The 22979-nt window shown below is 33.2% G+C and carries 16 protein-coding genes and 1 riboswitch; of the genes, 13 read left to right on the top strand and 3 right to left on the bottom strand.

What is annotated here, in order from left to right; translation table 11 throughout:
* Positions 1-72 precede the first annotated feature (72 nt).
* Positions 73-687 (bottom strand): deoxynucleoside kinase, encoded by a 615-nt coding sequence (locus tag ACFO3N_RS00080; RefSeq protein WP_095928085.1) that lies wholly within the window; start codon positions 685-687, stop codon positions 73-75.
* Positions 687-1502, bottom strand: a complete 816-nt coding sequence (locus ACFO3N_RS00075; protein ID WP_379794661.1) for a hypothetical protein — start codon at positions 1500-1502, stop codon at positions 687-689. Before ACFO3N_RS00075 ends, ACFO3N_RS00080 begins: the two co-directional genes overlap by 1 nt.
* A 213-nt stretch (positions 1503-1715) precedes the next feature.
* Between ACFO3N_RS00075 and ACFO3N_RS00070 the strand changes: the two genes are divergently transcribed.
* The 3 genes from ACFO3N_RS00070 to ACFO3N_RS00060 all read left to right on the top strand — a co-directional run bounded on the left by ACFO3N_RS00070 (position 1716) and on the right by ACFO3N_RS00060 (position 7675).
* A complete protein-coding gene (locus ACFO3N_RS00070; protein ID WP_379794658.1) occupies positions 1716-2603 on the top strand; it encodes a GLPGLI family protein in 888 nt (295 codons plus the stop codon).
* Positions 2604-2651: 48 nt separating this feature from the next.
* A complete protein-coding gene (locus ACFO3N_RS00065) occupies positions 2652-5339 on the top strand; it encodes a carboxypeptidase-like regulatory domain-containing protein (protein ID WP_379794656.1) in 2688 nt (895 codons plus the stop codon).
* A 92-nt stretch (positions 5340-5431) separates the two neighbouring features.
* Complete coding sequence (locus ACFO3N_RS00060; RefSeq protein ID WP_379794654.1) at positions 5432-7675, top strand: hypothetical protein; 2244 nt, start codon at positions 5432-5434, stop codon at positions 7673-7675.
* 78 nt (positions 7676-7753) lie between these two features.
* Here the strand turns inward: ACFO3N_RS00060 and metK are convergent, their stop codons facing one another.
* On the bottom strand, positions 7754-9004 hold the full coding sequence (gene metK / locus ACFO3N_RS00055) for a methionine adenosyltransferase (RefSeq protein ID WP_379794652.1): 1251 nt from the start codon (positions 9002-9004) through the stop codon (positions 7754-7756).
* Positions 9005-9555: 551 nt separating this feature from the next.
* Between metK and ACFO3N_RS00050 the strand changes: the two genes are divergently transcribed.
* From ACFO3N_RS00050 to ACFO3N_RS00005, 10 genes are all read left to right on the top strand, one after another.
* Complete coding sequence (locus ACFO3N_RS00050; protein WP_379794650.1) at positions 9556-12402, top strand: TonB-dependent receptor plug domain-containing protein; 2847 nt, start codon at positions 9556-9558, stop codon at positions 12400-12402.
* A gap of 338 nt (positions 12403-12740) precedes the next feature.
* Positions 12741-12917 carry a hypothetical protein gene (locus tag ACFO3N_RS00045; protein WP_379794647.1) on the top strand — a complete coding sequence of 59 codons (177 nt, stop codon included), beginning with the start codon at positions 12741-12743 and terminating at the stop codon, positions 12915-12917.
* A gap of 95 nt (positions 12918-13012) precedes the next feature.
* Positions 13013-14317, top strand: a complete 1305-nt coding sequence (locus ACFO3N_RS00040; RefSeq protein WP_379794644.1) for an O-acetylhomoserine aminocarboxypropyltransferase/cysteine synthase family protein — start codon at positions 13013-13015, stop codon at positions 14315-14317.
* A 152-nt stretch (positions 14318-14469) separates the two neighbouring features.
* A complete protein-coding gene (locus tag ACFO3N_RS00035) occupies positions 14470-15558 on the top strand; it encodes a homoserine dehydrogenase family protein (RefSeq protein WP_379794642.1) in 1089 nt (362 codons plus the stop codon).
* Positions 15559-16205: 647 nt separating this feature from the next.
* On the top strand, positions 16206-16406 hold the full coding sequence (locus ACFO3N_RS00030; protein ID WP_379794640.1) for a hypothetical protein: 201 nt from the start codon (positions 16206-16208) through the stop codon (positions 16404-16406).
* A gap of 190 nt (positions 16407-16596) precedes the next feature.
* Positions 16597-16704: riboswitch (SAM riboswitch) on the top strand.
* A 77-nt stretch (positions 16705-16781) separates the two neighbouring features.
* Entirely contained in the window at positions 16782-17765 is a 984-nt protein-coding gene (locus tag ACFO3N_RS00025) for an alpha/beta fold hydrolase (RefSeq protein WP_379794639.1), read from the top strand.
* A 1-nt stretch (position 17766) separates the two neighbouring features.
* Entirely contained in the window at positions 17767-20181 is a 2415-nt protein-coding gene (gene thrA / locus ACFO3N_RS00020; protein WP_379794637.1) for a bifunctional aspartate kinase/homoserine dehydrogenase I, read from the top strand.
* A gap of 199 nt (positions 20182-20380) precedes the next feature.
* Positions 20381-20806, top strand: coding sequence for an OsmC family protein (locus ACFO3N_RS00015; protein ID WP_095928071.1), 426 nt, complete (start codon positions 20381-20383; stop codon positions 20804-20806).
* A gap of 153 nt (positions 20807-20959) precedes the next feature.
* A complete protein-coding gene (locus ACFO3N_RS00010; protein ID WP_095928205.1) occupies positions 20960-22132 on the top strand; it encodes a trans-sulfuration enzyme family protein in 1173 nt (390 codons plus the stop codon).
* A gap of 269 nt (positions 22133-22401) precedes the next feature.
* Positions 22402-22812 (top strand): RrF2 family transcriptional regulator, encoded by a 411-nt coding sequence (locus tag ACFO3N_RS00005; protein ID WP_008466594.1) that lies wholly within the window; start codon positions 22402-22404, stop codon positions 22810-22812.
* Positions 22813-22979: the final 167 nt, after the last annotated feature.

The following is a 22979-nucleotide window of genomic DNA, read 5'->3' as shown; positions in this document are numbered from 1 at the left end:
AAAGAAAATGCCTCTAATAAAAATTTTATTAGAGGCATTTTTTATTTCGTGTAAATCTGTGTAATTCGTGTTTTAAAACAATCCGTTCAATTCAGCATCAATTCTATTAATGATATCACCCAAATCTTCAGGATTGTCAACAAAATTGATATTATCAACATCAATAATCAAGAGTTTTCCTTTAGTGTAAGTCTGGATCCAAGCTTCATATCTTTCATTCAAACGGCTTAAATAGTCGATCGAAATAGAGTTTTCATATTCGCGTCCACGTTTATGAATTTGTCCCACTAAATTCGGAATAGAACTTCTTAAATAAATCAATAAATCTGGTGCTTTAACCAAAGATTCCATCAATTCAAACAAAGATGTGTAATTTTCAAAATCACGACTCGTCATCAAACCCATTGCATATAAGTTGGGAGCAAAGATATGGGCATCTTCATAAATCGTTCTGTCCTGAATGATTCTTTTTCCGCTTTCGCGAATTTGCTGCACTTGACGGAAACGGCTATTTAGGAAATAAATCTGAAGATTAAATGACCAGCGCTCCATTTGATGGTAGAAATCATCCAAGTACGGATTATCAACTACATCTTCATAATGAGGTTCCCATTTGAAGTGTTTCGCCAATAATTTGGTCAGAGTAGTTTTTCCTGCGCCTATGTTTCCTGCTATTGCTATGTGCATTACGGTGTTACGATTTTATAATTTGATATATCTGTAGTTGTAAAAATAGATAAAATTTGGTCTTTGTAATAAAAATTGTCAAAGGTTTTTTCTAAAATTTTAATCTCAGAAATTACCTCTGGATTCGACTTATTAATACCTTTAAAATACAGTAAACGATTCTTACTGAAAAGATATTGTGAAGGACTAATTATAACAATTTTATCAAAATCTTCTATTGAGCCTAGCGAAGTGATTTTTCCAAAAATATCACAAGAATACCCGTTGTTTTTTTTATCAATCCAATAGAAGGTATTAAAATCGGTTTGATAATATTGAATTGGTTCAGTCAACGGAATTGAAACCGTTTTATATTCATTTTTTAAATAATCAAAAAGTCCAATTTGCTGATTTAAAGTGTTGTAAATCCATAATTGGTTTTGCGTTGACATTCCGATGGCACTTACTACAATTGGCGCTGCATTTTGCGAAAAGTTAATTTCGGTCATTTTATTCAATTGATTGTCTAATAAAACGACACTGTTGAAATCTTCATAAAACAAAACAATTTTTAACGGATTCTGAAGATCGACTTTTGTTATTTTTCCCAAAGAAACATTCTTATATTCGAAGATTTCTTTTCCTTTAATTTTGCTAAAAACGTTGTTCGTAATCTGATAGGAATATCCAAACGAATCGTATCCTAAAAATTCATCAGCAGCGTTTTTATACTGCGAAATTAAAGTTGGATTTATGCTCAGATCCTGAGCTGAAAGCGCATGAAAAGTGCAGAAAAGAAATACGGAAAATAAAATTTTTTGCACGTTTCTATACATTAGAAAATTAATTTACAAGAGCACCAAATTACAAAAAACTCTTCTTAAAATTTCAATTTGGAGTCTTAAACCTTTTTAAAATCTAATAGTCTAAAAAATAAGCGGTTCTATCTATGCCTTAATGCCGTTTATATATTTAGTTTTTTGAATCTTAAAATAAGTAATACATTTGAATGTAAGCTTTATCGGATTTACTCACTTAAAGAAAATGAAATGAAAAAGATATTTTTTTATATGACTTTACTGCTTGTTTCTGCACAAATTCAAGCGCAAAAAGATTTTCAAGGAATGGCTGTTTATGAGTCAAAAACACAGGCTCCAAAATTTGAAGGCATGCGCGGCAATAGAGATATTACTCCAGAAATGCAGAAAAACATGGAGGAGCGTATGAAAAAGATGCTCGAAAAAACATTCGTTTTAAATTTTGATAAAGCAGCATCGATTTACAAAGAAGAAGAAAAACTAGAAGCGCCAGGTCAGCAGCAAGGCGGTTTTCGTATGATGTTTGGTTCGCTTACAGGTGGAGGCGGTACTTTTTACAAAGATGTAAAAACAAAAACGTATACCGTTGATAAAGAGTTTATGGGTAAAGAATTTCTTGTGATTGATTCGCTGCCAAAATTAGAATGGAAACTGGAACAAGAAACCAAACAAATTGGAGGCTACAATTGTTATAAAGCAACAGCAGTGAAGCAAGCCAGCAAAACCGATTTTAGAAACTTCAGACCTAAAAAGGATGAAGATAAAAAAGAGGAGGCTAAAAAGACTTCGGGAGATACCAAAACGAATTTTGCTGATAACTTCGAAATTCCTAAAGAAATTGTAGTAACAGCTTGGTATACACCTGAAATTCCTATAAATCAAGGGCCAGAAAATTACTGGGGACTTCCAGGTTTAATTTTAGAAATTAACGACGGAACCACTACAATTTTGTGTTCGAAGATCGTTTTGAATGCTAAAGAGAAAGTGGAAATAAAACCTTCTAAAAAAGGAAAAGTAATTTCTCAGAAAGAATACGATGAAACGGTAATTAAAAAAATGGAAGAATTTAGGGAGATGAACCGTGGCAGAGCAGGCGGACCTCCTCCAATGGGGAGATAAAATTTATAAAATCCAAATTCCAAAATCGAAACTTCCAATATTCTTATCATGAATAAGACACTTTTTTTATTTGCCTTACTTTTTACATCTATTTCCTTTGCGCAAAGTATCCGTTTTGATGGCTTGATTCAGGACGAACAGAAAAATCCGTTAGAAATGGCCAATATCATGGCGATTAATAATGGGACCAAAGCAATGGATTCATACGGAATCACCAATGATAAAGGAAAGTTCCAGCTTACTTTAAAACCTAATACGGGTTACACCATTAAATTAAGTTATTTGGGAATGAAATCTAAGGAAATAGCTCTAGTTACAAAGGCTGAGAATATGACTCAAAATATTGTTATGGATGGTGCTGGAATCGAATTGGAAGGTGTAGAAATTGTTCGAGAAATGCCTGTTTCTATAAAAGGCGATACAATTGTTTACAATGCAGATTCTTTTAAATCGGGAACAGAAAAAAAGCTCGAAGATGTGCTTAAGAAATTGCCAGGAGTTGAGGTAAATGCCGATGGTGAAATCGAAGTTGAAGGAAAAAAAGTCAGTAAATTGATGGTGGAAGGAAAAGATTTTTTTGACGGAGATACCAAATTAGGCGTTAAAAATATTCCAGCCGATGCTATTGATAAAGTTCAGGTTTTAAGAAATTACAATGAAGTAAGCGCACTTAAAGGTCTAGAAAACGATCAAGATAATGTGGCAATGAATATCAAATTAAAAGAAGGAAAAAAGAACTTTTGGTTTGGAGATGTGACCGCAGGAATTGGAGTTGCAGAATTGGATAGTCGCTATATTATTAATCCGAAATTATTCTATTACAGTCCAAAATACAGTATTAATTTAATCACCAATTTTAATAATATTGGAGAATTACCGCTTACTGCACAAGATTATTTTAAGTTCACGGGCGGATTTAAAAATATGATGAAAAAGGGGGGAAGCAATTTTAATGTTTCTTCAAATGATTTAGGAATTTCATTGCTTCGTAATAATCGCGCTAAAGAAATCGAAACCAAATTTGGCGCAACAAACTTTGCTTATTCTGTAAATAAAGCTTGGAATATAAGCGGTTTCGGAATTCTTTCGACTTCAAAAACAGATTTAGAAACGAAATCTCAAACCACGATTTTAGATTCTGGAGATCAGCAGAAACGGGATGAAATGACGCATCAAAAGAATAATTTGGGACTTTTTAAACTGAGTTCGACTTACAAGCCAAATGATAAATTTCAGTTTGATTATGATATCCTGACCAAATTATCAAAGCAGAATGAAGATACAGATTTGCTTCGTGAATCTATTGTTAGCGATGTTTCTGCGGTAGAAACGATTTTAACTCAAAAGAAACAAGATCCAACTTCTATCAATCAGAATCTGAGTTTGTATTATACGCAAAGCAGTAAAAATATTTTTGCTTTTGAAATGCAACATTTATATCAAGACGAAAATCCGTTTTACAATGCCAATTTAAGAACACAGCCTTTTGATTTATCAGGATATATTACGGGACAAAATCGAAACGACTTAAATCAAGATCGTTTTGTGAAAACCAATAAATTGGATACCAAATTAGATTACTATTATATGGTAACGCCAAAAAGTAACATCAATATTACAGTAGGAAATACCTATTCGTATCAAAACTTCAATTCTCACATTTTTCAAATGCTAGATAATGGCGATAAAAATGACTTAAATGATCCGGAAAATAATAATGATGTTGATTATAGTTTTAATGATGCTTTTTTAGGTTTTCATTATAAAATTCTAACAGGAAAATTTACATTAACACCTGGAGTTAGTGTGCATACGTATCAAATGGCAAACGGACAATTGGGAACCGATTATTCTCAGAATTTCGTAAAAGTCCTTCCTGATTTCTTTGCTTTATATCAAATCAAAAAATCGGAAACGCTTACCTATAATTTTTCTTTGACAAACGATTTTACCGATATTAATCAATTGGCTTCGGGTTATGTTCTGTCAGATTACAGCAGTTTGTTTCGCGGAAATCGTTTCTTAGAAAATGCGACTTCGCAAGTGCATTCGCTTCGTTATTTTAAGTACAATATGTTCAATTTTGAGAACATTTTTGCCAATGCAACCTATACCAGAAAAGTGGACGCGATTAAAACAAAAGCCAATTTTGACGGAATTAATCAGTCTTCTGTTCCCTACAATTCCAATTTGGCCGATGAAACTTTTACAGGAATGGGAAATTACGGGCGTTCGTTTTTAAAGAATTATAAAGCTTCTGTCAATGCTAGTTTTAATTGGTCGAAATTCAATAATATTCAAAATGACCAATTGTCGACCACAGAAAGTTTCAGTCAAAGTTATACCGTTAAAGCTTCAACAAATTATAAAAATCTTCCAAATATAGAATTTGGTTACAATCTTTTGGTTAACAAATACAGTGGTTCAACTTTTTATACCGACAAGCCTTTTGCAAGATTAGACTATTATTTCTTGGATAGTTTTTCTTTTGTTTCGGAATACGAATTCTATCATTATTATAATGGAGATAAAACGGTCGATAATGAATATGATTTCTTAAGCGCGAGTTTGGTTTATCAAAAAAAGAATAGCAAATGGGAATATAAAGTTTCAGCAACTAATTTGTTAAACACCACTTATCTTAACGACGACAGCTTTTCTCAGTTCTCTACACGAGTTTCTCAATACACAGTTCAGCCGCGTTATATCATATTTTCGATGAAATACAATTTGTAGTATTTTTGGTGCTAATATTGTGGTTTTTGTGATTTGTTTAATGAAGAATCAAATATCTTTGTGATATAGTATTAACGACAAAAAACGTAATCATGCGCAATTTTATCTGGAGTTTATCGCTCCTGTTTGCTGGAATTTCTATCTCTTTCTCTCAAACAAATGGCATCGAAAAAGGAACTTATTTATCTACAAATAAAGGAGGAAAGATTAAGCTAAATTTATTAGACGATAATAAATACGAATTGGTTTTTTATTCGGGAGGTTACGAAATTAAAGGCGATTCGCTAGTTTTTTTAAAAAGCACTGAAAATAAAACAAATAGATTTGATCTTACTTTTGCTAAAGATAAAAAGGCAAAAAAAGTTAAGATTAAATTCTTGAATCCATCGTATTATTCTTTTTATATTGGAACCCAAAAAGGTGCAGAATGGGTTCGCTACGAGAGAATTTCTGATATAAAAACGAAAGTAGATCCTGATTATATCAAAACAGATTTAGATTTTGAAATTGAGAAAACCGACTTCCTTTATTTGGTTTACGAAGATTACGACGGAAAAAGCGATGTGAGTAAATATGCATTGCCAAAAGATGTTTCGGAAGTGACGATCAATTATGATATGGCAGTTTTAAGCGATTTAAATCTTATTGGATCTTTTGATAAAAGAACAAAAGAATTGAAAATTTCTGATCAATACGGAAAAGATCCTTTGGTTTTTATAAATGAAAAAGAGGAGAAACCTGCTAAAGCTCCAACAGTTGTTCCTATAGAAAATCAAACCATAAAAAATTGGACTTATCCAGGAAAAGAAAATACTTTAATAAATGATGATTTTGGTTCTGGAGTAGCTGTGGATAGTGCCGCTGTTGATGCTACAATTCCTCCGCCAGCGTATACCAAATATGATTTTAAATTAAAAGTTGAAAACAATCTAAAAAAGGCAATAGAATCTACAAAAACGGCAAATAATAAGTTTTTGGTTGTTGTAGTTGATAATAAGGATAAGACTGCAAAAGAAAATTTTGATGCTTTTGTAAAAGAGCAAGAAACACAGACCGGATATAATATGTACGATTCTTATAATGCTCTTTATGATATCTACAATTATTATTTGGCTGGAGCCGATGATAAAAAATGGCTTAAAAACAATAAAATTGCAAGCGACCAAAGTGTAATTATTTTAAATGGAAATGGTGATCTCCTTGCTGTTGCAAAATCAGATTTAACTACGCAACAATATCAATTTAGTTATTATGGCGATTTCTATAGAAAACTTCAGAGAGCAAATGCATTCCTTTCTGTAGATAAAGTTTTAAAGAACAAAAAAGCTTCAGACTCAGATTTAATTGCGGCTTTTAATAAGGCAGCCTTATTAGAGACATCTTATGATTATGATTCAGATTATACAGTAAACGATCCTAATTCGACTGAATTTGTAATTGCAAAAACGGCTTTAAACCAAAAAGAGGTGGCTCAAGCTTGGAAAAAGTTAATTGAAGCACATCAAAAAGATAAAGTTGCCAATATGTATTTGGTAGAAACGATTATTAAAGAAATCAAAAACCAAGGATTTACAAAACAGCTTTTTAGTACAGATAGAATTCTAAATGATACCGATTTCTTAGCAATCGATTATTTGCTAAATCACTCAGAAGATATTGAACGTAATCGTGCAGATTTTAATAGCAAACAAGGAGAACTTCATACGATTGGAAATGTGGTTTCTGAAGTTTCAGATGCATTGCAGCAAAACCTATATCTTGCTCAAGATGGAGTTTCTGGAGAGATGAATAAAGAAAAGATCAATTCTATTTATAAAAAGATTATTGCATCTGGAAAAGGAAATTTTGATTCGTATAGAAACTATTTTTATTACTTAAACCAGCTTGAAGATCAAGACGGTTCAAACACAACTTATTTAAAAGAGTTCAATACTTATTTTGATAATACTTTGGCAGGAACAAGTCCGATAGAAAAATTAGACGCTATTTTTTCGGGATTAGATTCTGGTTCAAGCTATTCTTATGATGGATGGAATTCATTCAAACTATACCATTCAGACATCTGTAACAATGCGGCATGGACAGTTGTATTAAAGCCACAAAATTCAAACTTTATTAAAGAGGCTATTAAATGGTCTGAATATAGTTTGGTGATCTCTAAAAACAATCCGTATTATTTAGACACTCTAGCACAATTGTATTATAAAGATGGGCAGGGACAAAAAGCTATCGAAACACAGGTTTTAGCAGTAAAATTTATTACTAGTGATATGGATGAAGAAACTGCAAATCAAATGAAAGAAGTTTTGACTAAAATGAGCAACGGAACTTACTAGTTTTAGTAATTATATAAGTAAAAAGAAAAAGGCTATCTAAATTTTAGACAGCCTTTTATATATGAATTCAGATCTGAATTACAATCCAAATGCAGCTTTTACTTGGTCAACAAAATCAAGTTTTTCCCATGTAAACAACTCAACAGTAACTGTTTTTTCGTTTCCGCCTGGAGCAGAAAAAGTTTTAGTAACCGTTTCTGGTTTACGTCCCATGTGTCCGTAAGCAGCAGTTTCGCTATAAATAGGGTTTCTTAATTTTAATCTTTGCTCAATAAAGTAAGGACGCATATCGAAGATAGTCTCTACTTTTTTAGCGATTTCACCGTTAGTTAAGTTTACTTTAGAAGTTCCGTAAGTTTCAATGAAAATTCCCATTGGTTCAGCAACTCCAATTGCGTAAGAAACCTGAACTAAGATTTCGTCAGCAACACCAGCAGCAACTAAGTTTTTAGCGATATGACGAGTTGCATAAGCAGCACTTCTATCTACTTTACTTGGATCTTTTCCAGAGAATGCACCACCACCATGAGCACCTTTTCCACCGTAAGTATCAACAATAATTTTTCTTCCTGTTAAACCAGTATCTCCGTGAGGTCCTCCAATAACGAATTTTCCTGTTGGGTTAATATGGTAGTTGATTTTATCGTTAAATAAGTGAGCGTGCTCTGGGTTTTTAGCGATAATTCTTGGAATCAAGATTTCGATAATATCTTTTTTGATTTTAGCCAACATTGTAGCTTCTTCATCAAAATCATCGTGTTGAGTTGAAATTACAATCGCATCAATACGAGTTGGTTTGTTATCGTCACTATATTCTAAAGTTACTTGAGATTTAGCATCTGGACGTAAATACGTGATTTCTTTGTTTTCACGTCTTAAAATAGCTAACTCTTGTAATAGTTTATGAGATAAATCTAATGCCAATGGCATGTAGTTTTCAGTTTCGTTTGTAGCGTAACCAAACATCATTCCTTGGTCACCTGCTCCTTGCTCTTCTGGCTTAGCTCTGTCAACACCTTGGTTAATATCTGCAGATTGCTCATGAATAGCTGAAAGAATTCCACAAGAATTCGCTTCAAACATATACTCACTTTTAGTATATCCAATTTTACGGATTACTTCGCGAGCGATTTGCTGAACATCAAGATAAGTATTCGACTTTACTTCACCTGCTAAAATAACCTGACCTGTAGTAACTAAAGTTTCACATGCTACTTTAGAATCAGCATCAAATGCCAAAAAGTTATCGATTAATGCATCCGAAATTTGATCTGCAACTTTGTCTGGATGCCCTTCACTAACAGATTCTGACGTAAATAAATAAGCCATAATAATGTAATAATAAAATATTAGTTTTTAAAAATTTAAGCAGGGAAAGTAATTGCTAAAAAGGGCTAAAGGAGAGTTCCTGCTTTAGCATTTTTTACTGCTGAAATGAATCTTTCAGCATTCATAACGAAATCATTTCATTATGAAGAGGTTGCAATCAGTTCAAATTTTTCCTCTGTTTCGGGTGCAAAGGTATGAAACCATTTTGATTTGCAAATTAAAGTTCAACTTTTTTTATTTTTTCTAGCAGAAATTTAACAATAACATACTATTTTGATAGGGTAATAGAAAATAATTTGTTTTTTGTTTGGTCGATTAAAAAATAGTTTGCAACTTTGCCCCGTTAAAACAAAAGAAACAAATGAAATTTACAGTTTGCAATATGATGTCTTGTAAGATGCCGGAGTTATCCGCAGAGACGCTATTGTAATTATTTTTCAATAAAAATATAAATAGAACCTCTGCCAAAACGCAGAGGTTTTTTTATGCCAAAAATAAACCTGTAAGATTTTTTTTAAGCCAAAAACAATAATTAATCAGTAAAAAAAGAAATGAAGAAAAATGTACTAATCGTTTTAGGTCTTGTGACTTTTTCAGGACTTTATGCTCAGGACAATAAAAAAGAGCAGGATAGTTTAAAAAACAACGAACTGTCTGAAGTTACTATTATTGGATCAAGAAGTAAAAACAGAGTTAAAACAGATGTGCCAGTTCCGGTTGATGTTTTTAACGTATCAGAAATAACAAAAGGGGCACCGCAAACGAGTGTAACTCAAATTTTAAATTATGTTGCGCCGTCGTTTACGAGTAACCCAACATCTACAGCAGATGCAACAGACCACGTTGATCCTGCACAATTAAGAGGATTAGGACCCGATCAGGTTTTAATTTTAGTAAACGGAAAAAGAAGACATACAAGTGCTTTAGTAAACATAAACGGATCGCCAGGTAGAGGATCTGTAGGAACAGACTTAAATGCAATTCCGTCTTTTGCCATAGAAAGAATAGAAGTTTTACGAGATGGAGCTGCCGCACAATATGGTTCTGATGCGATTGCGGGAGTCATTAATATTGTTCTAAAGAAAAACGCTAATTATTTGACAGGAGGAATACAGTATGGAGCCAATTTGTCTTCGGGATCAAATAATTTTGAAGGAGGAGCAGATGGTCAAACTGCCCAAATCGATTTAAACTACGGAACTTCATTAGGTAAACCGGGAAGTTTCTTAAATGTTACAGGAACTGCGGTAACAAGACAAGCAACTAGTAGAGCAGGAATAAGAAGTAATGGAATTTTTAATGCTTACAATGCCGTTGAAAATAGAGCGGCGCAAAATGGAGTAGAAATCAACTCTTTGTTTAGCAATATTAATACGACTGCAAACTCGGCTCAGATTTTGTCTTCTTTAAAACAATATGCGCCGCAAGTAGGTTATTTTACAACAGCACAACAAAATGCTATTGCATCTGCAACAACAATTGCGCAAATGCAGACGGCTTTAAATTTTGACGTAACTAATAATGAATTGGCTTACAGAGGTCAGCAAAGAAGTGATTATAATATGAGTGTTGGGCAGTCAGAATTGGCTGCAGGACAATTGTATTTTAATGCTAAATATCCTTTGAGCGAAACCACTTCTTTATATTCTTTTGGAGGGGTTTCTTATAGAGGAGGTAAATCGTATGCGTTCAATAGATTGCCAAATGGTTCTGGTACTTTCACGCAAGTGTATCAAAACGGATTCTTGCCAGAAATTGAATCAAAAATTTTAGATGCTTCAGCAGCAGTTGGTGTAAATACGCAATTATTTGGGTTTGATACCGATTTAAGCACCAACTTAGGAACAAACTCTTTCAATTATGATGTGAATAATTCTATCAACGCGACTTTAGGAACCAATTCTCCTTTTAGTTTTGATGCAGGAAAAGTTTCGTTTTTACAGAGCACTACCAATTTAGACTTTAGCAAAAAATTGGATGTTCTTTCTGGGTTGAACGTTGCTTTTGGAGGTGAATTTAGGTATGAAAATTACCAAATTAAAGCAGGAGAAGAAGCTTCTTACGGATTACATGATGTAAACGGAAATTTAGTTTCAGGAATCTTGCCAAGCAATTCACCATTAATTGTAACTGACTTCTTCGGAAATAAACGTGGAGCAGGAGCGCAAGGATTTTCAGGATTTCAGCCTTCGGATGCTAAAGAAAAAGACAGAAAAAGTGGTGCCGCTTATATTGATTTAGAATTGAATGCCACTGAAAAATGGCTTATAAATGGAGCTGCGCGTTATGAAAACTATTCAGATTTTGGAAATACAGTTACATTCAAACTAGCTTCTCTTTTAAAATTAAATGATAATATCAATTGGAGAATTTCTGGACAAACGGGTTTTAGAGCGCCTTCTTTGCAGCAAAGATATTTTGAGTCAAGTTCTACTCAATTTATAAATGGCTCTCCATACCAAGTGGGTTATTTTACCAACGATTCACAAGCAGCAAAAAGTATTGGGATTGAAAGCTTAAAACCAGAAAAATCAAAAAGCATCAGTACAGGATTTACATTCAAAATTCCTGAAGCTAACATAACCATTGCAACTGATGCTTATTTTACAAGAATCAACGACAGAATTGTATTGTCTGGACAATATTCTAGACCTACAGATGCGCAAATCGGTGCTGCAACTTCGCCAGAACAGGCAGAGGCGTTGACTTTGTTTCAGCAAGCATTTGATTTGAAGGGTGTAGAAAGGGCTTCTTTCTGGACAAACGGAATCGATTCTGAAACAAAAGGAATTGATTTGGTAATTTCTCAGAAATACGATGTAATTCAAGATTTTGTCATTAAAAATGATTTTGCATTTAGTTTCAACGAAACCAAAAGAGTAGGAGATCTACATATTCCGCAATCAATAGTGAATGCAGGAGGAGAACCTTATATTTATTCTTTCTTCCCAGAATCAAGTCGAGTGTATTTAGAAGAGGCAATTCCGAAATTGAAAGCCAATTTGATGACTACTTTCAGTATTAAAAAACTAGATATTTATTTAAGAAACAGTTATTTCGGAAAAGTTACAGATCCAGGAGCAACAGATGTTAATCTTGACGGATTTTCTTCTGTGTACGAACATCCAGAATACAGCGCAAAATTGGTGACCGATTTGTCTTTAGGATATCAGATCAACGAGCATTTGAGAGCTACAATTGGAGTGAATAATATAGGAGATGTTTATCCAGACCGAAATAATCCTGCAACTCCAGCCTTTACAAACACAACGCCAACTTTGTCGCCAGCACCAAGTACCGATTTGACAAATGCGAATCAGTTTGCTTATTCAAGAGCAGTTTCTCAATTTGGATTAAACGGAAGATTTGGTTTTGCCCGTTTAAGCTTTAAATTTTAATTAAAATAGACTCTTTCAGGCCTTTATTTAAAAGGCTTGAAAGAGATTCTAAAAAAAATAGCATAAAATTTCAATTTTAATTTGGTCGTTAAAAAAATACTTATTACATTTACTCTATCGAATTAGTCGAATTTAAAAAATAGTCGAATTCAAATTTTAAATCAAAATGAAAACAATAGCAAAAAGAAATATGATGTGTTGTGAGATGATGCAAATGTGCATCCCAATTTGCTGTTGCCAAAAGTGAAAGAGATAATCTTTGTTATAGTTAAACTATAAGCCCTTTTGGTCGCCATCCGAAAGGGCTTTTTTATTTCCAACATTTTAAATTTTAAATTATGAATACACTAGATATAAATACAATCGCATTTCAATACTTATTAAGAAATAATAATTCGGAAGAAGCATCAACTGAAACTCCAAAATATGATCCTGCACAGCAGATAAAAATGCAGAAATCATTACTGTTTCATCTATATGATCTTGAAGAAGAAGCTGAAGATATTTTGGCTTAAATCAATTTTAGATTTCAATATCAATTACAATTACAATATCAATTACATATAACAATATATAAACGTATTAAAAATACCTAAAAAACTAAGAAATCATGAGTACACAAAAATTTGCAACAAACGCATTACATGCAGGTCACGACGTTACTAAAAATTCAGGAACAAGAGCCGTGCCTATTTACCAGACATCATCATATGTGTTTAATAACGCAGATCATGCAGCCAATTTATTTGGTCTTGCCGAAGCTGGATTTATCTACACAAGATTAAATAATCCGACAAACGATATTTTAGAACAACGTCTGGCAGCTCTTGAAGGCGGAATTGGAGCTGTAGTAACCGCTTCTGGAGCATCTGCAATTTCGACAACTTTATTGACACTCTTAAAAGCGGGAGATCATATTGTTGCCTCAAATAGTTTATACGGAGGAACTTACAATCTATTAAAAGTTACCTTGCCAAGATTAGGAATTACTACCACATTTGTGGATCCTTCAAAACCTGAAAATTTTACCAAAGCAGCAAAAGAAAATACAAGAGCTTTCTTTGTAGAGTCTCTTGGAAATCCAAAATTAGATGTACTAGACTTAAAAGCAATTTCGGCAGAAGCCAAAGCATTCAAAGTGCCATTTATAGTAGATAATACAGTTGCGACACCTTATTTGTTGAATCCAATTAAATATGGTGCCGATATTGTAATTCATTCCTTAACCAAATATATCGCAGGAAACGGAACTTCATTAGGAGGCGTTATCATTGATGCTGGAAACTTTGACTGGGCAAACGGAAAATTCCCAGAATTTACCGAGCCATCTGCAGGATACCACGGATTAGTATATCATGAAGCCTTAGGAAATGCAGCTTTTATAGCAAAAGCTCGAATTGAAGGTTTGCGTGATTTTGGTGCTGCTTTAAGTCCATTTAATGCTTTTCAGATTATTCAGGGACTAGAAACACTTCCAATTCGAATTAAGAAACACAGTGAAAATGCTTTGGCTCTAGCCGAATGGTTAGAAAAACAAGATGAGGTGGTTTGGGTAAATTATCCAGGTTTAAAATCGAGTAAATATAATGCTTTGGCCAAAGAATATCTGCCAGAAGGACAAAGTGGTATTATCACTTTCGGATTAAAAGGAGGTTTTGATGCTGCTAAAAAAGTAGTTGATGATACCAAATTATTCTCTCTGCTAGCCAATATTGGCGATACAAAATCGCTGATTATTCACCCGGCAAGTACTACGCACCAGCAATTAACAGATGATGAACAAATAGAAACAGGAGTTTCTAAAGATTTGATTCGTCTGTCTGTGGGAATTGAAGATATCGAGGATTTAATTGCTGATCTGCAAACTGTTTTTGAGAGCGTTTCGCTTTCTCAATTCAGCATCAATAAAAATTAGGTTTTTTTGTTTTTTGTTTGAAAAATTGCCTTTAGCGAGTGGTTTTGCTAAAGGTAATTTTTTATGAAAAGCATCTTTATAAAATTTAAAACCATGGTAGAGGCGCACCGCAGTGCGTCTCAATCTGGTTAAACATTAAAATGTTAGAAATTATGTCAAAGCTTAAAATAAACATTATCCTTTTCGGAATTGGAAATATCGGAAGTACTTTGATTAATCAGATTGTCGAAAGTCAGGAGTTTTTTCTTGAAAGCAAAAATGTCGATTTTCATTTTCCCATAATAACCAATTCGACGGTTGCTTTTTTTGAGAAAGAAGGTGTTGGTTATGCTTGGGAAACCAATTTTAGACAATTGGCAGTTCCTTTTAAAGTAGAAGATATTGTCGAATTTGCACAAGAAAACGAATTTGAAAACTTGATTGCTGTAGATGCAACTGCCAGTGATGAATTGGTAAAGCATTACAATACGCTAATCAAAAACGGATTCAATATCGTAGCGGTAAACAAAAAAGCCAATACGCTCCCGATTGACTTATATAAAGAACTACGATCAGATCTTAAAAAGTATGGCAAAGAGTTTCTGTATGAAACCTCTGTTGAAACTGGAATTCCCGTTTTGCAAACCTTAAGAGATTTGTATTATTCGGGCGAAAAAATCACAAAAATTCGAGGTGTTTTCTCTGATCATCTAAGTTATGTTTTTAATCGATTTTCATCAGAAGAAGTTTCGTTTTCATCTGTTTTAAAAGATGCGAGTCTTTTAGGATTAATGAAGTCAAACTTTAAAGAAGATCTGTCAGGAAATGATACAGCAAGAAAACTTTTGATCTTGGCCAGAGAAATAGGAAAAGATTTTGAGCTTTCAGACATTAAAATCAAGCCATTTATAACCGAAGAGCATTTGGAGAAAAACGGAGTGCTAAACAAAGACGCTCTCGATAAATCTTTTAAAATCACCAAAATTACTCAAGCAGAAAATCATGTATTGAGATATGTGGGTGAGTTTGATGTCGAAAAAGGCATTTTGGAAGTTAAGTTAATTTCGGAACCAGTAGATTCTCCAATCGGACAATTGAAAGGTTCTGATGCCATTTTTGAAATTTTCACTAAATCTTATGCCGACATTCCTATCGTAATTCAAAGTGCTCCGCCTTGTAAACAAGCAATTTCTAGAGGAATTATAACCGATATTCTGAAAATTGCGGAGCGAATTAGGAGCAAAGAAGCTGTTTGGCTTTAATTTTTTAGTTAAAAAAAAGAAAAAAGAGAAAAAAGTTCTTTGATAAATTGATTTGTCAAATGGAGTCATGAAGAAAAAATTAGCTTTTTTGTAAGTTTTTTACCTTTGTTATTTTGTTTTCGTTTTTGTAAGATGTTTTTTGTCGTTAAAAAACACATTTTCAACGAATTTTGTAATTAAATTCTTGAATTTTATTTGTGTAATAAAAAAAATATTTGCATATTTGTTATACCCAAAAACTACTAGAAATCAAATGAACTTAAAAGTCAACAAAATGTTTTGTGCCATTTCGGTTAAGACCGAGGCAGGGGTGTCTATTGCTTAAAAAAATTGTAAGAATACAATAACAATATAGTAAGAGCCTCCGATAGAAATATTAGGAGGCTTTTTAATTTAACAGAAATGCAAAATTTTAAAATACAATATAAATCACAGATGAATAAATCCTTACAGATGAACAAGATGTTTACTGTCGCGCTTATTTGCGCATACGTCTGTTGATACTAAAAGCATACATGAGTGTAAAAACTTAAACCCTTTTGGTATCTAAAAATCCAAAAGGGTTTTTTTATTCGGTAAAACGAATTAACAAAAAGATAAACGAGAAATAAAGATTATAAAACACAACTTAACTAAAACTTAATATCATGAGCAAATTGAACTACTTCGCAGAAAAAATTTCTAAATTGAAAAACAGAAGGACAAAAAATAATAATCCACCGCCAACAAACGAATTGGCTCACCCAAGGTTCGGAATCACAGAGGAAGATAAAAGCGCTGCAAAAAAAGCACCAAACTCTTTATTGTTTTTGATGTATTCAAAAGAAAATGAAACGCTTTTTATCTAAACGGAAAAGAATCATAAACTAGGTGAAAACCTGCTTAATTTTACTGGGCATTTTTGTTCGGTAAATTTTTGCGTATAATAGTTTTTGCTAAAGTATGTCACAGAAATTTAACAAACACTTTTAGATAAAATTTGTTTGTTAGCGAAATTAGTAGTTAATTTGCACTCGTTAAGTTCAAACACGTATTGAAATGTTATAAAGAAAGGACGAGGGATTAGACCCGATGAAGCCTTAGCAACCCTTCGGTAAAACGAAGAAGGTGCTACATTCTACCACGCCAAACGTGGAAAGATAACAACAAGATTTTTTCTAGTTAAACCTAGTTTTTCTTTCTAATATTTCCATATACAAATCAATAATACAACAGATTTGAAATTGGAAAATATACCAAATCCCATTATAATTCAAGATTTCATCACAGAAAGTGGTGCAACTTATCATGCTATACCATTAAGTTTTACGCTGGCAGGGCAACCTTTGCACAGTGCGCCTATTGTTTTGGTTAATCATGCTTTAACTGGAAATTCGCAAGTTACTGGTGAAAATGGCTGGTGGAATGACTTGATTGGTAAAGATAAAACCATTGATACTGATGTTTATACCATTCTAGCTTTCGATATTCCAGGAAACGGAAGCAATTCTTTTTTAATTGACAACTATTTAGATTTTACAGCGAGAGACATTGCCAAAATCTTTATCGAAGGTGTAAAAACTCTAAATATCGAAAAGCTTTTTGCGGTTATTGGAGGTTCTGTTGGTGGCGGAATTGCTTGGGAAATTTTAGCATTAGCGCCAAATATTACAGAAAACCTTATTCCGATTGCGAGCGACTGGAAATCTACTGATTGGCTTATTGCAAATTGCTTTTTACAAGAGCAAATTCTCAATAATTCTTCGAAACCAATTGAAGACGCCAGAATACATGCCATGCTTTGTTACCGTTCGCCAGAATCTTTCAAAGAAAAATTTCAGCGTACAATCAATCAAGACCTTTTGATTTTTAATATAGAAAGTTGGCTGGCGCATCACGGGAAAAAATTGCAGAAAAGATTCCAATTGTCTTCTTATAAATTAATGAATCAGTTGCTTAAAACAATTGATATTACTAGAAATAGTGAAAGTTTTGAAAATTTAATGTCTAAAACAAAAGCTTCAATTCATATTATCGGAATCAATTCGGATTTGTTTTTTACAGCAAAAGAAAACGTAGAAACCTACGAAGAATTGAAGAAATTTAAAGATAATGTTTTCTATAGCGAAATTGATTCGGTTCACGGACATGACGCTTTTTTAATCGAGTACAAACAATTAGATCATTTACTTGCCGACATTTTTAAGGCAGAAACAATAAAGAAATAAAATGAAAGTATTAAAATTTGGAGGTAAATCGTTAGCAAACGGAGAAGGACTTAACAAAGTTGTTTCAATCATTTCTGATAAAGTAAGTCAAGGTGAAAAAATTGCCGTTGTGGTTTCTGCACGCGGAAATGCTACAGACGAATTAGAGTTTATTTTGAGCATTGCTGCTAAAAACGGCAGTTACAAAGAATTATTAGAGAATTTTAAAAAATATCAAATATCAGATTATCCCAATGTAGATTTATCGGAAGAATTTGGAGTCTTAGAAAAACTTTTTGAAGGTGTAAGCTTAATTGGAGATTACAGCAAAAAAATCAAAGATCAGATTTTATCAAAAGGAGAATTACTTTCGGCTAAATTATTGACAGCAATTTTATTGGAAAAAGGAATTCCTGCCAATTTTGTAGATACAAGAGATTTGCTGAAAACAGATTCTAAATTTGGTGATGCACAGCCTTTAGAGCAGCTTTCAAAGAAAAACGTAGTCAATTATTTTAAAGAACATAACGGCGAAACGGTTAATATAGTTACAGGCTTCATTGGCTCAAACAACAACAACGACACAACTACTTTAGGTAGAAATGGCAGTAACTATACCGCTTCGTTAATCGCAAATTATTTAAATGCAGAAGAATTACAAAACTTCACGCACGTAGACGGAATCTACACGGCAAACCCAGATTTGGTTGCCGATGCTAAGAAAATTGAGTATTTATCGTTTAATGAAGCGAACGAATTGGCAAATTTTGGAGCAACGATTCTTCATGCTAAGACAATTATTCCTTTGTTAGAAAAGAATATCCCATTACGAATTTTAAATACTTTCAATCACGAAAATCGCGGAACTTTAATTACATCTGATTCTTCTAAGGAAGGAATTAAAACGCTTTCTGTTTTAGAAAATGTCTCTCTTGTAAATCTTGAAGGTCGTGGATTGCTTGGAAAAGCAGGAGTTGATGCTCGAATTTTTAAAGTAATGGGCGATCACAATATCAGTGTAAGCATCATTTCGCAAGGTTCTTCAGAAAGAGGAATCGGATTGGTCGTGGCGACAGAAAAAGCTACTCTTGCAATGGTCGAATTAGAGAAAGAATTCGAAAATGACTTTTATTCTAAAGATGTAAATCAGATTACGGTAACAGATAATGTATCGGTAATTTCGATTATTGGTCAGGATTTGAGCACTTTCCATAAACCGTACACGGCTTTAATCAAAAATAAAATTGTTCCGATTTTGTTCAACAACACTGTAACAGGTAAAAATGTGAGTTTGGTTGTTAAAAAAGAAGAACTAAATAAAGCTTTAAACGTAATTCACGGAGAGATTTTTGGAGTTTCGAAAAAGATCAACATTGCAATTTTCGGTCACGGATTAGTTGGCGGAACTTTAATCAATCAAATTTTAGAATCGGCTGCAGCGATTGAAAAACGTAAAGATATTAAGCTGAATGTGTTTGCTATCGCAAATTCTAAAAAGTTGCTTTTAAACAAATATGGTGTTACAGATAACTGGAAAAACGATATTCAAACAAAAGGTGAAGCTTATACGATTAAAGATATTATTACTTACGCAAACGAACATCATTTAGAGAACTTAATTGCAATTGATAATACAGCAAGTGCGACTTTCGTTGAGAATTATATTCCGCTTGTAGAAAGCAGTTTCGATTTGATTTCTTCGAATAAAGTAGCTAATACTTTGACGTACGGTTTCTATAAAGAATTGAGAAAAGCTTTGGCAGAAAACCAAAAGAATTACCTATACGAAACTAATGTGGGGGCAGGATTACCATTAATTGATACGATTAAATTATTGCACCTTTCAGGAGAAAATATCACTAAAATTAAAGGAGTTTTCTCTGGAACATTAAGCTATTTATTCAATAATTTCTCTGCGAAAGATGCGCCTTTTAGCGAAATCTTACAAGAAGCAATTGATAATGGATATACAGAACCAGATCCGCGTGAGGATTTATGCGGAAACGACGTTGGTAGAAAATTATTAATTTTAGCTAGAGAATTAGATTTACAAAATGAGTTTGAAGAAATCTCAATTCAGAATTTAATTCCAGAACACTTACGTGAAGGAAGTGCTGCCGATTTCTTGACGAAATTGAAAGAATTCGATCCAATTTACGCTAAAATAAAAGCAGAGCAACAGCCAAACCATGTCTTGAGATATATTGGTGAATTGTCTGGAGATTTGCAAAATGACAAAGGAAATCTAGAAGTAAAATTAGTTTCAGTGCCAAAAGATACTGCATTAGGCGGATTAAAAGGTTCTGATTCTTTCTTCGAAATTTATACAGAATCATACGGAGATCGTCCAATCGTTATTCAGGGAGCTGGTGCAGGTTCTGCAGTAACAGCAAGAGGGGTTTTCGGAGATATTTTGAGATTGTCTGATAAAGGATAAGATGATTTTAGATTGCAGATTTTAGAGTTTAGATTTAAGATTTGCAAGCCTAGTTTGTCATTTCGACGAAGGAGAAATCTCCGCAAGTAGCTCGACAAAGTAATATCAATCTTTGTCGATTTAGCAACGAAGATTTTTCCTTCGTCGAAATGACAAGATTGAGGAAATTGAAATTAAAAAACAAAAAAATAACAACACAATGAAAGTAAGTTTAAACAGAGTAAATGACGCATTTCATTTTAAAGTAAAAAATGAACGCGGACACGTAGTTGACGTTGACAGCAGAGCCGAATTTGGGGGAAGCGATTTAGGTGCAAGTCCAATGGAATTGGTATTAATGGGAGTTGCAGGATGCAGTGCTATCGATATGATTTCAATCTTAAAAAAACAGCGTCAGGAAATCACTTCTTTTAATGCTGAGGTTGAAGGAACAAGAGTTCAAATCGAAGAAGCAAAACCTTTTAAAGAAATCGATGTGGTTTTTTATTTAGAAGGAGAAATCAACCCAGAAAAAGCCAAAAAAGCAGCGCAACTTTCTTTCGAGAAATACTGTTCGGTTGCCAAAACGGTTGAACCAACAGCGACAATTAAATACAAAGTTGTCTTGAACAACGAAGCTTTATAAGTTAGATAATTAGTCAATTAGGGAATTAGATAATTCTTTGATTGAGTTAAATAATAGACTCGTTTTGGTTAGGTTTTTAGATTTCTTTTGCCTCGTTGGAAAACTTGAAACTTAAAACATGAAACCTGAAACAAAAAAACAAAACAACACACAATGAATACAGAAGAATTTGGTTTTGAAACACAAGCCATTAGAACACAATTAGAAAGATCTCAATATTTAGAACATTCGGTGCCTTTGTACCTTTCATCAAGCTTCGTTTTTGAAGATGCTGAAGATATGAGGGCTTCTTTTACAGAAGAAAAAGAGAGAAATATTTACAGCCGTTTCAGTAATCCAAACACTTCGGAGTTTGTAGATAAGATCTGTAAAATGGAAGGGGCTGAGTCTGGTTATGCTTTTGCAACAGGAATGGCGGCAGTATATTCTACTTTTGCAGCTTTGTTAAATTCTGGAGATCATATTGTTTCTGCAAGCAGTGTTTTCGGTTCAACTCACGCTTTGTTTATGACTTATTTTCCAAAATGGAATATCGAAACTTCTTATTTCGAAATTAATAAGCCAGAAACAATCGAAAGCTTTATTAAGCCCAATACCAAAATATTATACGCCGAATCTCCAACAAATCCAGGAGTTGATGTAATTGACTTAGAATTGTTAGGAAATATTGCTAAAAAACACAATTTGATTTTAATAATCGACAACTGTTTTGCAACACCATATTTACAGCAGCCAATTAAATTTGGAGCGCATTTGGTTATCCATTCAGCAACAAAACTAATTGATGGACAAGGTCGTGTTTTAGGCGGAGTAACAGTTGGAGATGCAGAATTAATCAGACAGATTTATTTGTTTTCAAGAAATACAGGTCCAGCTTTATCGCCATTTAATGCTTGGGTTCTTTCAAAAAGTTTAGAAACATTAGCAGTTCGTGTGGATAGACACTGCGAAAATGCTCTAAAAGTAGCTGAATTTTTAGAAAGCCATCCAAATGTAAACAGTGTAAAATACCCGTTCTTGAAATCGCATCCGCAATACGAAATTGCTAAAAAACAAATGAAAGCAGGTGGAAACATCATCGCATTCGAAATTAAAGGCGGAATCGAAGCAGGAAGAAAATTCTTGAACTCAATTCAACTTTGTTCATTATCAGCAAACATTGGAGATACAAGAACAATTGTTACGCATCCGGCTTCAACAACACACAGCAAATTATCTGAAGAAGATCAATTAGCAGTGGGAATAACGCAAGGTTTGGTTCGTGTTTCTGTTGGTTTAGAAACTGTTGAGGATGTAATTGCAGATTTAAAACAAGCACTTTCTTAATTTTAGATTTTAGACTTAAGATTTTAGATTTCTATATATAAAGACGATTTTTGATAGTAAGTTTTACTGTTGAAAATCGTCTTTTTTCTGGTTTATATAAAAAGCCTATTTTTGTGTGTCTGAAATGAACTTAACGAAGTAATCTGATAGATTTAGTAGAATTTAACTTTATTCTTTGTGATAGTTCAAACAAAAAGCATACTTTTGTTATTCAATAATTTGCAAGAGTTTGATTTGAAATTAAATTCTGCAATCAAAATTTTACATTAGTGCTTTCAAAGAAAACAAAATACGGAATTAAAGCTTTAACTTATTTAGCCAGACGTGAGAATAATGAACCGGTACAAATAGCTGAAATTGCGAAAAGCGAACATATTTCGATAAAATTTTTAGAAAGTATTTTACTGCTGTTAAGAAACTCAGGTTTCCTTGGTGCTAAAAAAGGAAAAGGCGGAGGTTATTATCTGATAAAAGATCCAAAAGATATCAGCATGGCAAAAGTGTACCGAATTCTTGAAGGTCCAATTGCGTTACTGCCTTGTGCAAGTCATAATTTTTACGAAAGATGTGACGATTGCGATGATGAATCAACTTGTGCTGCTAGACGTTTAATGACAGAAGTGCGTGATAATACACTTAAAATATTAGAAAGTAATTCTTTGGCAGACATTGCGTTTTAGAATTTACTTTGCAACCAAATAAAAAAGACCATTTCAGCAGATGCACTGCCCCCAAAAAGTTAGACGCTATTTGGGGGCATTTTTATGGAAAGAAAAGTCAAGCACAGCTATGAATTCAAACTTGAGTGTGTAGAATTAGTAGTTGTTAAACATTATTCATTTGCATT

It is taken from the genome of Flavobacterium chungangensis (genome assembly GCF_042654045.1).
Taxonomy (GTDB): Bacteria; Bacteroidota; Bacteroidia; order Flavobacteriales; family Flavobacteriaceae; genus Flavobacterium; species Flavobacterium chungangensis.
Note: the sequence above shows the minus strand (reverse complement) of the source record. Positions and strands in the feature narration are given on the sequence as shown.

Bases quoted from the DNA above. Each gene is read 5' to 3' on its own strand.
- ACFO3N_RS00070 (WP_379794658.1), top strand. From the start codon at position 1,716: ATGAAAAAGATATTTTTTTATATGACTTTACTGCTTGTTTCTGCACAA.
- ACFO3N_RS00060 (WP_379794654.1), top strand. From the start codon at position 5,432: ATGCGCAATTTTATCTGGAGTTTATCGCTCCTGTTTGCTGGAATTTCT.
- ACFO3N_RS00035 (WP_379794642.1), top strand. From the start codon at position 14,470: ATGTCAAAGCTTAAAATAAACATTATCCTTTTCGGAATTGGAAATATC.
- ACFO3N_RS00075 (WP_379794661.1), bottom strand. From the start codon at position 1,502: ATGTATAGAAACGTGCAAAAAATTTTATTTTCCGTATTTCTTTTCTGC.
- ACFO3N_RS00045 (WP_379794647.1), top strand. From the start codon at position 12,741: ATGAATACACTAGATATAAATACAATCGCATTTCAATACTTATTAAGA.
- metK (WP_379794652.1), bottom strand. From the start codon at position 9,004: ATGGCTTATTTATTTACGTCAGAATCTGTTAGTGAAGGGCATCCAGAC.
- ACFO3N_RS00040 (WP_379794644.1), top strand. From the start codon at position 13,013: ATGAGTACACAAAAATTTGCAACAAACGCATTACATGCAGGTCACGAC.
- ACFO3N_RS00080 (WP_095928085.1), bottom strand. From the start codon at position 687: ATGCACATAGCAATAGCAGGAAACATAGGCGCAGGAAAAACTACTCTG.
- ACFO3N_RS00015 (WP_095928071.1), top strand. From the start codon at position 20,381: ATGAAAGTAAGTTTAAACAGAGTAAATGACGCATTTCATTTTAAAGTA.
- ACFO3N_RS00010 (WP_095928205.1), top strand. From the start codon at position 20,960: ATGAATACAGAAGAATTTGGTTTTGAAACACAAGCCATTAGAACACAA.
- ACFO3N_RS00050 (WP_379794650.1), top strand. From the start codon at position 9,556: ATGAAGAAAAATGTACTAATCGTTTTAGGTCTTGTGACTTTTTCAGGA.
- ACFO3N_RS00030 (WP_379794640.1), top strand. From the start codon at position 16,206: ATGAGCAAATTGAACTACTTCGCAGAAAAAATTTCTAAATTGAAAAAC.
- ACFO3N_RS00065 (WP_379794656.1), top strand. From the start codon at position 2,652: ATGAATAAGACACTTTTTTTATTTGCCTTACTTTTTACATCTATTTCC.
- thrA (WP_379794637.1), top strand. From the start codon at position 17,767: ATGAAAGTATTAAAATTTGGAGGTAAATCGTTAGCAAACGGAGAAGGA.